We start from the raw sequence: 13506 nt of genomic DNA, 5'->3' as shown, positions 1-13506 counted from the left end.
GCCATGCAGCGTACGGAATCAGTACAGCTGCCTGAACATGATCACCATAACAGCCAGTCCGGCCACGGCCAGCGCCGCTTCGGCCACGATCAGGGCGATGGCCGGCTTGCGTCGGACGGCGAGCTTCTCCCCCAACATGCGCGCCAGGAAGAACGCCACCGCGCCAAGGGCGCCGCTGTTCACCGTGACCGCGACGATTTGCCCGTTGCTCAGCAGGGGCTGCGCGAGGGGTTCGAGCACGGAGTTGAGCGACGAGGTGATGACGAACAGTCCCCACACGCCATAGCCGATCAGTCCGACCGCCGCGTAGGCGAAGGGCTGGAGGTTGGCTCGCATGCGGTTGGTGAAGGATTCCGCGCACCACAGCAGCGCGAATCCGATGATGTAGGAGAACGCGACCGCGATGAGGCAGGCCATCAGCGCCCAAGGCACCAGAGCCACGGATTGCGCCAGCAGATTGAAGTACAGCGGCGAGCAGGCGATCTCGCCCACGCACAACGTGGCGGCGACGATCGCCGCCTGGGCCAGCATCGTCGGCATCGCGCCTTGTGCGGGCTTCTCCGTATCCATCCAGTTCGAGGGCATAATGCTCCATTCATCGAGGTCATGCAACTGCGTGGAACATTAGCGGCGGTTTGCAACGACCATGTTTCCGCCGGATGGCGCGGCGGTATCCGCCCGATTCGCCGATATGCGAATGGCACCGCCAAACAGGCGATGCCATTGCTTCATATGCTCCAGGTGGGGCTTGCATGTTTCCCACGGTGGTTTACACAATCCTGATTAGTTTATATGAATTTGTAATAGTTCTATTTGACTATTCAATTTGTAAGTAGGATAATTGAGCCCATGAAAACTCTTTCTTCGTTTTGTAAAGCAATGGCGCAGATCATGAGAAGCCGCATGGCTTTTCACGACATCACGCAGTCTGAAATGGCGGAGGCGATCGGCATCAGTCAATCACAGCTCTCGAAGATCCTCAGAGCGGAACGCACCATAGACCTTGAAACTTTCGAAGCATTCTGCGAAACCCTCGGCGAGAGCACAGCAGACCTCGTCAAAGACGGAGAATCAATCGCCGAACGCACCAAAGAGACAAATCCGGATCGATACCAGCCGGCCGCAAAATTCTCATTGGTGGAAGACAATACCCGCATGATTATCACTAGAACAGCATGCGACGAATGAATCGTCCTCATCACAAAAACAGTCCGCGAAAACCATTGGAAACATTGGGATTGAACATTTTGCTGACGTCAGCAAAATGCTCCGTCGAGAAAGGGCCAACATGGACAGATCAACCATCATCCAGCGCTCATCGGAGCTGGATGGCATCACACAGACAGACGGGAACGGCGTTGAGTTTTGGTATGCCCGAGACCTGATGCAACCATTTGGATACACCCAATGGCGCAACTTCGCAAAAGTGATTGATAAAGCGAAAATCTCATGTCAAAACTCAGGAAGCGCCACCAGCTCGCATTTCCAAAACTCCTCACGCGACGTGACCATAGCCAATGGCGGAATCCGAACGATAGAGGATGTGAAACTGACTCGATACGCCTGCTACCTTGTGGCACAGAACGGCGATCCACGCAAAGAGGAAATCGCTTTGCTGCAAAGCTATTTCGCCGTGCAGACGCGCACCGCCGAATTACTCGAACAGCGAATGAGCGAAATCATCCGCATCGCCGGACGTCACGCATTGACCGCCGAAGAGAAGCAACTCAGCTCGCTCGCATTCCAACGCGGCGTCGGAGAAAAAGACTTCGGTATGATCCGCTCGCGCGGAGATCAAGCGCTGTTCGGCATGAGCACCAACGAGATGAAGCTTCGACTGGAAGTCCCGAAGAAGGAGCCGTTGGCCGACCGTCTCCATCCCATCGCCGTAACAGCCAAGCAACTCGCCACGCAGATGACCAACTTCGGTATCCGGGAACGAGACCTACACGGCACGCCGTCCATCACCCGCGAACACGTCGACAACAACAGGGCCATCCGACGTACCCTGATGGATCGAGGAATCGCACCGGAGGACCTGCCGGCGGTCGAAGACATCAAAAAGGTGGAACGCAGAGCGAAACGCGATGAAAAACGCATAGAAAGCGACGGATTCAAATCAGAAACTCCTGAGTCCGAAGACGGAGTCCGGTGAGAGGTATTGCTTCATCGATTCGATCATGGCCTACGCGAATGCGTCGCACTCCGTCCTACTGAGGCACGAGAAAGTGGTTCCATCCACATTTGCCCACATTTTGCCCACATTTGGGCAAATCAGGATATTTATGGATGTACCTCAAATGCTGCAAGTCGTTGGAAACACTGGGAAAGCCCAATGTTTCCAACCTTCGAAAAGGTGCCCCCGGCGGGACTCGAACCCGCAAGCCAAAGGCGATGGATTTTAAGTCCACTGCGTCTACCGATTTCGCCACAGGGGCGTGGCGCCGGCGTTGGTGCCGACTTGGATATTCTAGCGCGTTTCGAGCAGACGACGCCCGTAATCGAGCACAATGCCGTCAAGCAGGCCGTGTTCGCTGGCGATGAACGAATCGATCGGCGTGCCGTGGTCCTCGGCGGCGGCCTGTCCGATGCGCGCCAGAACGCGGTTCCATACCAATGCGCCGCCGCCCACCACGTCGATGCGCCCCGGATGGATGGTTTTGTACCGGCTGCGCTCCTCACGGGTCATGGCTAGGAATCTGTCGTCCACGGCGAAGGCCTCGTCGAAGCCGATGCGCTGCCCGTCGACGGCCGAATGGTCGTATTCGGTCAATCCCATGGCCAATGCGGTCATGGTGGTGACCGTGCCGGACACGCCGATGATGGTGCGGGCCTTGCCCGCGGGCACCGTGCGGAACGCCTCGTCGATATGCTCGTCGATGTCGACGATGGCCGACGCGATCTGTTCGGCGGTGGGCGGGTCGTTTTTCAGATGGCGTTCGGTCATGCGCACGGAGCCGATATCCATTGAGAACGCCGCCTGCACCTGCGTGTTGGGCGCGTCCACGCCGTCGCCGCCGAGCACCAGTTCGGTGGAGCCGCCGCCCAGGTCGACCACCACATAGGGCGCTTCGAAGGCGCTGCGGTCAATCACGCTGGTGGCGCCGAGGAAGCTCAGGTCGGCCTCCTCGGTGCCGGGGATGACCTCAGGCCGCACGCCGAGAATCGATTCCATGGTGGATTCGAATTCCTCGCGGTTCTCGGCGTCGCGCGTGGCCGACGTGGCCACGAACCGCAGTCCGTCGATCTCGTATTGGGCGAGGATGTCCGCGAACTCGCGCGCCGCCGCGTAGGCGCGTTCCAACGCCTCATCCGCGAAACGATGGGTTTTGTCGACGTCCTGACCAAGACGGATCACCCTCAGGACGCGAGGCACCACCTCCCGCATGCCCCGCGCGTCGACGCGGGCGACCTTCAATCGAATGGAGTTCGTACCGCAGTCGATGCCTGCCACCAACACCGAATCCATATCCGCCTTCTTTCCTTGTCCCATGCGTTATCCGCCGGTATCTTCCGCATATGTTCGCTTTGCCGTATGATGCGCGCGACCGACCAGTATGGCAACCGGTCTGGTCGTGCGCGCCGTCCCGCCTACTGTTCGTCGGGCGCGCAACGGCAGATCGTCGGCGAAAACTCCTGCGACACGCGCTCGAGCAGCAGGTCACCGATCGGATTGGCGCCGGGGCCCATCACCAGGGTCTGCGCCATCAGCGCGTGCAGGCATTTGACGCGCACGGGCATGCCGCCCGCGGAGATGCCTTCGATATGCTCCTCGCCGTCGCCCAGACGGATCGCCAGTTCGTGGCGGAACGCCAGATACAGGTCGTGCGCGCGTTCGTAGGCGGCGCGGACCGTCTCGTCCGAGGCCAGCAGGTCGTTGTATTCCTGCATGACGCCGTCCGCCTCCACATGCGAGGCGGCTTTGACGGCCTCAGGACCCGTCAGGTAGCAGGTGGTCGGGAACGGGATGCCACCGGGCAGCAGCGGCCGGGTGACGACGGCCAGCGGACGGCCGCACACGCAGCGGGCGCCCACGCAGACCATGCCGCGCGGATAGCGGCCCAACTGCCGTTCCACGGTGGCGACGTCCTCGTCGCTCGCCGGACTGGCAAGGCAACGGTCGGCCAAAGCGGCCGCCAGCGTCTTCAGGTCGCGGGTGTCGGTTGCGGTCACGGTCTCTCCTCTTATGTAGCTGCGTTCGTGAATGATGGTCTATTCGGTATCGGATTGCGAATTCCGGGTGTTGTCCGTCGTCCCGCCGGACGAAGCGCCTTCGGTCGGCTCGTCCGCCTTCTCGAAGGAGTAGGCGAGTTCGCTGTACCATGGCAGGCTTTTCTGCTCCGTGGAGGTGGAGGTCGACTTCTCGTCATCCTCGTCGTCCGTGTCGCCGGTCACGGCCTCGGGATGCAGCACGCGCACCGCCTGTTCGCCGGGGAACACGAATCCCAACCGTTCCCGCGCCTGGGCGGTGACGTAGGCCTTGTCTTCCCAACGGGCGATATCCTCCTCCAGATCCTGCTTCTGCGCCAGCAGCGAGGACTCCTCGCGTTTAAGACCGTTGAGTTCGGCGAGATTGAGCGCATAGGTGTGGAAGGTGGAGACCAGTTGGATGGTGCCCAAAGCCACGATGAACAGGGAGACGAAGAAGGCGATGGGGCCCGCCCCACGATTGTTCCGGGCTGGTTCGCCTCCGGTTTTGCGTGTGCGGGTCGATTTGCTCATACGCATAAAATACCCGTCGTGCGTGACGAACGGTACGCCCGCCGGAGCCCTTTCGCATGTCGCCGATCGGCCGGCCGATCCCACGCTTTCCGCGCATAACGAACGGGCGAGCGATCCCACGCAGGGATCCCTCGCCCGTTCGTTCGCTTACGCGGTTACGCTATGCGCGCACAACTCACTTGGCGATGTACTGCTTGCAGGCCTTGAAGGCGCTGTAGCCGGCGTACTTCGCGGTGGAACCGAGCTCCTCCTCGATCTCGAGCAGGCGGTTGTACTTGGCGACGCGCTCGCCACGGGCCGGGGCGCCGGTCTTGATCTGGCCGGTGTTCTTGGCGACGGCCAGGTCGGAGATGGTGGTGTCCGGGGTCTCGCCGGAACGGTGGGAGACCATGGAGGTGAAGCCGTTGGCGGTGGCCAGCTCGATGGCGTCGAGGGTCTCGGTCACGGTGCCGATCTGGTTGAGCTTGACGAGCAGGGAGTTCGCGGCGCCCAGCTCGATGCCCTTGGCCAGACGCTTCGGGTTGGTCACGAGCAGGTCGTCGCCGACGAACTGCAGGCGGTCGCCGAGGCGGGCGGTGATGGCCGCCCAGTCGTCCCAGCCTTCTTCCTGGAACGGATCCTCGATGGAGACGATCGGGTACTCGTTGACGAGGCCCTCGTAGAAGTCGAGCATGAAGGAGGCGTCGCGGTCGTCGCCCTCGAAGTGGTACTTGCCGGTCTCCTTGTTGTAGAACTCGGAGGAGGCGACGTCGAGGGAGATGCCGATCTGCTTGCCCGGCTCGTAGCCGGCGGCCGCGATGGCGTCCATGATGTAGTTCAGGGAGTCCTTGTTGGACTTCATCTTCGGAGCGAAGCCGCCCTCGTCGCCCAGACCGGTGGCCAGGCCTTCCTTCTTCAGGACGGACTTGAGGGTGTGGTACACCTCGACGCCGGCGCGCAGGGCCTCGGAGTAGGTCTCGAAGCCGTACGGGGAGATCATGTACTCCTGGATGTCGGTGGCGAAGTCGGCGTGGGCGCCGCCGTTCATGATGTTCATGTTCGGCACCGGCAGGATGTGGCCGTTGGTGCCGCCGAGGTAGCGGTACAGCGGCATCTCGGCGGATTCGGCCGAGGCGTAGATGGCGGCGAGGGACACGCCGAGGATGGCGTTGGCGCCCAGACGGCCCTTGTTCGGGGTACCGTCGAGCTCGATCATCAGATCGTCGAGGGCGCGCTGGTCGGAGGCGTCCATGCCGATGATCTTCGGAGCGATCTCCTCGTTGACGGCCTTGACGGCGTCCAGGACACCCTTGCCCTTGTAGACGGCCTTGTCGCCATCGCGACGCTCCCAGGCCTCGGCCTCACCGGTGGAGGCGCCGGACGGGACCAGGCCCTTGCCCAGAGCGCCGTCTTCGGTCTCCAGATAGACCTCAACGGTCGGGTTGCCGCGGGAATCGAGAATCTGACGCGCGTACACGCTTTCAATTGCTGCCACAACTACTCCTTAAAACGGTTGTGTTTTGATGACAACCCTTAGCCTAGTGCGCTTTATGGACGTTGTGAACAACACGCCCGAAAAAGCATGTGAGCGCTCACAACAGTGTCATCGTCCGATGTGGGCGCGTTCGGAAACCGCCCCTCAGGCCGTCTGGGCGGACGTGTCGAGGAACGACTCCATTGAATAGCGGGTGATGTTGGACCGGTTGATGACGCCCACGATGCGCCCGTCCTGAAGCACAGGCACCTTCTTGAGATGGTTGTCGCCGAGCACGCGGCACACCTCGGGCAGTCCGGCGTGCACGTCGACGCCGATGACGCCCTTGGCGCCGATCGCCGTGACCTTCATATCCGCGAGCCTGCCGACGCGCTCGCCGAAATCGGAGCGGTCGAGTCCCGTGAACATGGTCAGCGACACCGGATCGACGATGGTGCCGTCCCGTCTGGCGAGGTAGCGCATCACATCGCCGTCGGAGACGAAGCCGACGGGACGGCCCTGGTCGTCGACGATCGGCGCGGCGCTGATGCCTTTGCCGACCATCAGACGCATGGCGTCGAGGACGGTGGCCTCGGTCGGCAGCGTGAAGACGTCGCGCACCATAATCGACTCGAGCACCATGCGACGCGCGTCGTCGGGATCGCTCTGTCGCGCGTCGGCGGCCCTGTTGCGCACGAACGCCACGGCGAGCGCGAGCGCGGCGGCGCATAGGGCGGTGCCGATGGCGAACGCCCAGTTCAGACCGACGATGTTCGCGCGGACCGGTTCGACGCCGCGGCCCGTATTCGCGCTCGCGACGATGGACGAGACGGATACGAGCAGGGCGGTGCCGAGCGAGCCCGCGACCTGGCGCAGCGTGTTGTTCACCGAGGTGCCGTGGTTCATCACCGAGTTGTCGAGCGCGTTCATGGCCCAGGTGTTGATCGGCATGTTCACCAGGCCGATGGCGGCCATACGCACCGTGTAGAGGATCACGATCGTGGTGAGGGACGTGTCGTCGGAGAGGAAGGAGAAGCCGAGCGTGGCGACCGTCAGCACGCCGAGGCCGGTCAGGCTCAACGCCCGCGGTCCGTATTTGTCGAACAGCCGGCCCGTGATCGGTCCGAGCAGTCCCATGAGCAGCGCGCCGGGCAGCAGCACCAGTCCGGAGGTGGTGGCGGAGAAGCCGCGCAGCGACTGCAGGTAGATCGGCATCAATACGCCGGCGGCGAGCATGGACGCCTGCACGATCATGACGATGGCCGTGCCGATGAGGAACTGGCGGTTGAACAGCACGCGCACCTCGAGCATCGGATGGTCCAGCCTGAGCTGGCGCAGGAAGAACAGGACGATGAACGCCGCGCCGACCAGCGCGATGACGACGTCGACGATGTTGAACGAGCTGCCCAGCGTGGAGCAGCCGTAGAGCAGGCCGCCGAAACCGAGGGTGGACATCGCCACGGAGGTCCAGTCGAGACGGCCGGGATCCCTGCGCTCGCCGATGTCGTCCAACGCGAAGAAGGCGGCGACGGCCGCGACCACGGCGAGCGCGGCGATGCCGAAGAACAGCACGCGCCAATTGTAGTGGTCGATGACCACGCCGGCGAGGGAGGGGCCGACGGCCGGGGCGAAGGCGATGACGATGCTGAAGACGCCCATGGCGCTGCCTCGTTGGTCGGCGGGGAAGATGAGCATCATCACGGTCATCACCAGCGGCATCATCACGCCGACGCTGGCGGCCTGGACCAGTCGCCCGACCAGCAGCAGCGCGAAGTTCGGGGCGACGCCCGCCACCAGCGTGCCGGCGGTGAACACCAGCAGTCCGGTGATGAAGATGGCGCGCGTGGAGAATTTGTCGGTCAGCCACGCGGTGATCGGGATCATGATCGCGTTGACCAGCGTGAAGCCGGTGGTCAGCCATTGCACGGTGGTGGTGTCGACCCCCATGTCGTGCATGATCGACGGCTGCGCCGGCGAGACCACGGTCTGGTTCAGCGTGGTGATGAAGCATCCGAAGATCATGACGGCGATCATCGCCGTCTGTCTGCGCGTCAATCGCATTCCTTGCGCCCTCCTTGAGACGGTTGTTTATGAAACCGTGTGTAATATTACACTCGGTATAAATTTTTCACGGAACAACGGTCCCCGGACGGCCGATTCGGAAAAACTCCGCCGTAGAATGGAGAACCATGACCTCACCAACGGGCGAACAGCGGGACGGCGACGCGCCGTCGACCGACATGATGGGCCTGCGCGAACGCAAGAAGCTCCAGCAACGCGACGCCATCGAACGGGCGATGCTCACCCGCGTGCTGGAATTGGGCTACGACCGCGCCACCATCGAGGACGTCTGCGACGACGTCGGCATCTCCAAGAAAACCTTCTTCAACTACTACCACTCCAAGGACGCGGCGATCCTCGGCATACGCCACGAGCTGCCCGACGAGGGGGATATCGCCCGACGGCTCGGACCGCCGGACGCCGACCGCGGATCCAACTATCTCGACACGCTGGTCGACGTGATGATGCTCGGCTTCTCCACCATGCCCGCGAACGGGGAGACGGCGGCGCTGCGCAAACAGGTCATCAGGAAGATGCCTCAGATGATGTTCCACAGCCATCGCATGACGCTGGAGCTCCAGCATCGGATATCACGCGTTTTGCGGACGTATCTGCAGGAGCGTCCCGACCGGCGCGTGTTCGCCGGCTCCCCCGCGGACGACGGCGAGGACGCCGCGCTGGACGATGAGATCATGCTCGCGGCGTCCACGGCGACGAGCCTGGCGCGCATGCGCTACATGCAGTCCCTGCGCGAGGGCGACGTGGTGCCCGTCCCCTCCATGCGGGCCATGCTCACCGACTATCTCGACAGGATCTCCCAAACGGGACCGACCGCGGAAGGACTGCCGGACTAGTCGCCGATGATCGCGCCGACGATGCCGGAGACGATCGCCATGACCAGCGAGCCGAGCACGGCCCACCAGAATCCGTCGATGGCGATGCCGAAGCCGAAGATCGACACCGACAGCCACGAGGCGAGCCGCATGAACAGCACGTTGATGACCAACGCCGCCAGTCCCAGACTCAGGATGGAGAACGGCAGCGCCAGCAGATGCACGATCGGTTTGATCGAGGCGTTGATCAGCGCCATGAACAGCGCGAATCCGCCCACGGCGAACAACGTGTTGTCGCCGACCGGCCGCATGCCGGGCAGCAGCCACACCATCACGCCGGCGGCGATCGTCAGAGTAATCCATTGCGCGATAAAACGTCCCATGCCCACCATTCTTGCAGATGGCACGCCCCGACGTCCTCGTCCGCGCGGATGAGTCCCGCGGTGGGCAAGGACGTCGGGCGGACGAGGGCCCGCGGCGGCGTCAGGAAAGGGATCCGCCGAGCGGCGAGGAAGGCGCGGGACGCTCGTCGAGGGCGGCCACATCGGCCGGATCGGCCGCGTAGAAGCGGCGCAGGTCGGCCGTGAACTTGGCCAGGCTCGCTTCGGCGCTGTACAGCATGTGTCCGGCCGGATAGTAGGCGAACGCGATGTTGCCGCGCAGCGGCTTGGGCAGGCCCAGATGGTCGATGTCGTATTCGGTCTGCCCGAATGGCGTGCACAGGTCGTAGACGCCGTTGGCCACCAGCACCTTCAAAGTGTGTTGGTGCGTGATCGCGGCGGCGAGATCGGGCACGACGTTCGGGAAAGGGATGTTCGACCCCCATGAGGATTTCGTCATGGCCGGCTGCTTGTGCCACCAGACCCATCCCTTGCCGGGCTCCGTGGCGTCCCAGTCGAAGTCGGCGAATCCGCGGCGCTCCGCCTCGCCGTCCCAGCCGAGCTCGTCGCGCAGGTAGGCGTTGGCGAGGCTGGAATAGGCGGGGTCGAGGAAGGCGTCGTCCACCACGAAGGTCTCCTCGTCGTTCATGCGGTCGAGGTCGTATCCGGCCACGCGGCCGTCATAACGGCCCACGATGCGGTCCTCGCCGCGCAGCAGCGTCTTGCGGAAACGCATGTCGACCACCCGCAGATCGGAATCGGCGACATAGCGCGGGTCCAGGCCGGTCAATTCGGCGTAGCGCTCCGCCACGCGCCGTTTCTCAGCCTCGTCCAGCGAGGCGCCGGCGGCCAGGGCGAGACGCAGCGGTCCGTTCGCGAACGCGCGGGCCTGCCGCAGATGGTCGGCGAGCTCGACGCCTTTGCCGGCGCGCCCGTGGTAGTGGGCCACCGCGGCGTAGGTCGGGAAGTACCCGACATAGAACTGGTCGGAGGTGTCGAGCGTGAACGCGTAGTCGAGGATGTTGGAGACGAGCACCAGGCCGTTGAGCGCGACGCCGTCCTGCTGCAGACGGTAGGCGAGCGCCGCGCCGCGCGTGGTGCCGTAGGATTCGCCGAGCACGTACTTGGGGGAATTCCAACGATGGTGTTTGCTCAGGTATTGGCGGATGAACGCGCTGAAGCCCGCCACGTCGCCATCCACGCTCCACAGTTCGGGCTTGGCTTTGTCGAGGATGGTGGAGAAGCCCGCGCCGGCCGCGTCGATGAACACGAGGTCGGAGTCGGGCAGCAGCGTGTGCGCGTTGTCCGCGAGCGCGTAGGGCGCCGCGGGCACGGGGGCCGCGTCGGGCACGTCGATGCGTTTGGGGGCGATGGATCCCATAAGCAGGAACGTGGTGGACGAGCCGGGACCGCCGTTGAAGATGAACGTCACCGGGCGGCGCGGGTCGACCGCGCCGGTTTCGGGGTCCACGGCGTTGAACGCCGCGTAGAAGATGCTGGCGGCGGGTTTGACCTTCGCCGTGTCGATGTTCAGCGTGCCGAGGGTCGCGTCGTACGTCCATTCGCGTCCGTCGAGCGTGATCGTATGGCGGGTGGTTATCTCGCGCTGTTCGGGCAGTCGGTCCCGGTTGCCGCCGTCGCCCGTGGGTGCGGGTTCCTGGGCGTTCGTGGTGTTCTTGTCGTCGGTCATCGGCGTCTCGCCTCCTCGTCGTTTGGGGCCCGGGCGTTCCCGTCTTCGGCGAACGCGTTTTGGGATTCCCACGATAACGCGCGTCATACCCGCGGCCGCTCCTCCTGCGCCCATCTCGTGACGTTCGGCGCGCCGCCGCCCGCGCCACGCCCGGGTCGCGTCCGCGGCACATATGTCTTCCGGCGTGTTGTCCATGGCGTGCGCGCACAATGGTGCGCGACACGGGGTGCCCGGGCTGAGGCCTTAAACAGGCTGGATCCGCCACCGCAATCGGTGGCGCGCGAAAGCGGGCGGCTGGGCTGAGATCACACTCGTCGAACCTGATGTAGTTAGCACTATCGAAGGGAATGTCAGATGCACGGCGTTTTCGTGCGTCCGTCCAGCCGTTCGGCAGACCAATCGCATCAGCGCACCGCCCAAGGGGCAGTGCCGGCATCGTCGCATGCCGCGCGCGCCGCCGACGGGCCGTCCGCGCGTTTCGGGTTCGCGAGGGCGAACCGGTCCGCGCGGTCGGAGCATGGCGGTCGCATGCTGAGGATTGGGGCCGCGTGGCTGTCCACGGTCGCGTTATTGCTCTGGTGGTTTCTCGCCACCCTCTCCCCCGCGGATTCCCGTCCGCTCCCCTCACCGCTCGAAGTATGGCAGGCCGGCGCGCAACTGGTCGAACAAGGCATGCTGCTGCCGTCGATCGGCGTGAGTCTGGCGCGCGTATTGGGCGGATTGGCGCTTGGTTTGGCGCTGGCGGTCCCGGCCGGTCTGGTCGCCGGCGCGTCGCGGCTGGGTTTGACGCTGATCGACAAGCCGATCCATATGATGCGCGCGATTCCGTTCCCCGCGCTGGCGCCGTTGTTCATCGTGTGGTTCGGCATCGACGAGACGATGAAGATCGCATTGATCGCGGTCGGCGTGTTCGGACTGATCTACGTGAACCTGCGCGACGGCGTGCGCGGCGTGGATCCGCATCTGCTGGAGCTCGCGCAGGCGTACCGGCTCGACCGGGGCACCGTGCTGTGGCGGATCCTGTTCCGAGGCGCGCTGCCGAATTTCATGACCGGTCTGCGGTTCGCGCTCACCGTCGCATGGATCGCGTTGGTGACATGCGAAACCGTGAACTCCTCCATCGGGTTGGGATACATCCTCTCCCGTTCGCAACAGTTCTCACGCACCGACCAGATGGTGCTGTGCGTGGTGCTGTACGCCGCGTTGGGACTCGCCTCCGAGGCGCTGGTCGGCGTGCTGGAACGCGCCGTGACGCCATGGAAGCAGAGCCGGGCGTAATCCGCCATCCATCCCGCGCCATCCGCGCCATCGCAATCAAACCGCAACATCATCCCATCTTTCAAAGGAACCATCATGACCTTCACCATCCACGCATCCCACCGTCGCCTCGCCGCCGCACTGGCGGCCATCGCGTTGGTCTCGCCGCTCGCCGCGTGCGGATCGTCGTCCGCCGCGGACTCCGCGGACACGACGGGCGACGGCACGACCGTGCGCGTCGCCTACCTGTCCACCGCGAACTATCTGACCACCTCGAAGGACGACGATTTCATGAAGGAGGCGCTGCGGCCCGACACCGTGGAATTCAAAGGCCCGTTCAATCCGACCGACGCCTTCACCGCGGTGACTTCCGGAGCGGCCGACGCCACCAGCACCGGCACCGGCCATTTCATCGATCTCATCGCCGAAGGGCAGCCTTGGGTGGCGTTCGCGCTGGAATACTATTCGGGCGATTCGCAGGGCATCGTGGCCGCCCCCGACAGCGGCATCGAAAGCCTCGAGGATCTGTACGGCAAGAAGGTGGCGATCACCACCAAAGGCGCCACCGGCGACTACATCGTCCATCAGGCGTTCGCGCACGCGGGATTGGACGCGTCGAAGGTCGAGGAGGTGGAGTTGAGCGCGAGCAACCTCAACGCGGCCTTCACCTCCGGACAGGTGGACGCCGTCGCCACATTCGACCAGAATCTCGCCGCGGCCATGGTGGTGCCCGGCGCGAAGCTGCTCGTCGACGGCACGCAGTACGACAGTCTGAACGTTTCGATCCACATGGTGTCGAAGCAATTCGCCGAACAGCATCCCGACCTGGTCAGGAAGATGTACCAGGCGCTGGTCGAGGAGTCCGACAAGGCGCAGAAGGATCCGTCCGTCATCACCGACGCCTACCGCGAGTTCGGCGCCTCCGACGACCTTGTGGAGCAGATCGCCGAATTCGACGTGCCCGTCATCCGACCGATCGACGCGGACGGATTGGCCATGCTGGAACAGCAGGCGCGGCAGTACGTCGATTTCGGTTTCATCGATTCCGCGCCGGACTTGAAGGACTCCGTCATCGACTGCTCCGAATGACGTTCGCCGGACGCAGAGCCG

General features: G+C 63.8%; 13 protein-coding genes and 1 tRNA gene. 5 read left to right on the top strand and 9 right to left on the bottom strand.

The genetic code is table 11. The features are described from left to right. Positions 1–18: 18 nt before the first annotated feature. A complete protein-coding gene (locus BL8807_RS08310; RefSeq protein WP_072723998.1) occupies positions 19–585 on the bottom strand; it encodes a cadmium transporter in 567 nt (188 codons plus the stop codon). 264 nt (positions 586–849) lie between these two features. Here BL8807_RS08310 and BL8807_RS08305 point away from each other — a divergent pair, with 264 nt between their 5' ends. Continuing rightward, the gene (locus BL8807_RS08305) at positions 850–1188 is read left to right on the top strand and encodes a helix-turn-helix domain-containing protein (protein ID WP_083570114.1); all 339 of its coding nucleotides are present in this window, start codon (positions 850–852) and stop codon (positions 1186–1188) included. A 100-nt stretch (positions 1189–1288) separates the two neighbouring features. After that, positions 1289–2155, top strand: a complete 867-nt coding sequence (gene dinD / locus BL8807_RS08300) for a DNA damage-inducible protein D (RefSeq protein WP_072723994.1) — start codon at positions 1289–1291, stop codon at positions 2153–2155. A 202-nt stretch (positions 2156–2357) separates the two neighbouring features. On the opposite strand, the gene BL8807_RS08295 is transcribed toward dinD, so the two are convergent. The 6 genes from BL8807_RS08295 to BL8807_RS08270 form a co-directional block, all read right to left on the bottom strand. Further along, a tRNA-Leu gene (locus BL8807_RS08295) sits at positions 2358–2438 on the bottom strand. Positions 2439–2470: 32 nt separating this feature from the next. Beyond that, positions 2471–3469: a Ppx/GppA phosphatase family protein gene (locus BL8807_RS08290; protein WP_072723992.1), complete on the bottom strand. Its 999-nt coding sequence runs from the start codon at positions 3467–3469 to the stop codon at positions 2471–2473. A 122-nt stretch (positions 3470–3591) separates the two neighbouring features. Then, a complete protein-coding gene (locus tag BL8807_RS08285; protein WP_072723990.1) occupies positions 3592–4173 on the bottom strand; it encodes a DUF501 domain-containing protein in 582 nt (193 codons plus the stop codon). 39 nt (positions 4174–4212) lie between these two features. Next, on the bottom strand, positions 4213–4722 hold the full coding sequence (locus BL8807_RS08280) for an FtsB family cell division protein (RefSeq protein WP_072724138.1): 510 nt from the start codon (positions 4720–4722) through the stop codon (positions 4213–4215). A 175-nt stretch (positions 4723–4897) separates the two neighbouring features. Next, on the bottom strand, positions 4898–6196 hold the full coding sequence (gene eno, locus BL8807_RS08275; protein ID WP_072723988.1) for a phosphopyruvate hydratase: 1299 nt from the start codon (positions 6194–6196) through the stop codon (positions 4898–4900). Positions 6197–6340: 144 nt separating this feature from the next. Beyond that, complete coding sequence (locus BL8807_RS08270) at positions 6341–8230, bottom strand: MDR family MFS transporter (RefSeq protein ID WP_205408844.1); 1890 nt, start codon at positions 8228–8230, stop codon at positions 6341–6343. A 134-nt stretch (positions 8231–8364) separates the two neighbouring features. Here BL8807_RS08270 and BL8807_RS08265 point away from each other — a divergent pair, with 134 nt between their 5' ends. Then, entirely contained in the window at positions 8365–9090 is a 726-nt protein-coding gene (locus tag BL8807_RS08265; protein WP_072723984.1) for a TetR/AcrR family transcriptional regulator, read from the top strand. Here BL8807_RS08265 and BL8807_RS08260 read toward each other — a convergent pair. Both BL8807_RS08260 and BL8807_RS08255 read right to left on the bottom strand, forming a co-directional pair. Further along, positions 9087–9452, bottom strand: coding sequence for a phage holin family protein (locus tag BL8807_RS08260; RefSeq protein ID WP_072723983.1), 366 nt, complete (start codon positions 9450–9452; stop codon positions 9087–9089). The genes BL8807_RS08265 and BL8807_RS08260 overlap by 4 nt on opposite strands. A 100-nt stretch (positions 9453–9552) precedes the next feature. Further along, the gene (locus tag BL8807_RS08255) at positions 9553–11139 is read right to left on the bottom strand and encodes a S10 family peptidase (RefSeq protein ID WP_083570113.1); all 1587 of its coding nucleotides are present in this window, start codon (positions 11137–11139) and stop codon (positions 9553–9555) included. Positions 11140–11667: 528 nt separating this feature from the next. Here BL8807_RS08255 and BL8807_RS08250 point away from each other — a divergent pair. Next, entirely contained in the window at positions 11668–12417 is a 750-nt protein-coding gene (locus tag BL8807_RS08250; protein ID WP_072724135.1) for an ABC transporter permease, read from the top strand. 72 nt (positions 12418–12489) lie between these two features. Then, entirely contained in the window at positions 12490–13485 is a 996-nt protein-coding gene (locus tag BL8807_RS08245; RefSeq protein ID WP_370737536.1) for an ABC transporter substrate-binding protein, read from the top strand. Positions 13486–13506 lie beyond the last annotated feature (21 nt).

The sequence above is a fragment of the Bifidobacterium lemurum genome (genome assembly GCF_014898175.1).
GTDB classification, from domain to species: Bacteria; Actinomycetota; Actinomycetes; order Actinomycetales; family Bifidobacteriaceae; genus Bifidobacterium; species Bifidobacterium lemurum.
This window is presented reverse-complemented; position numbering and strand designations above follow the sequence as displayed.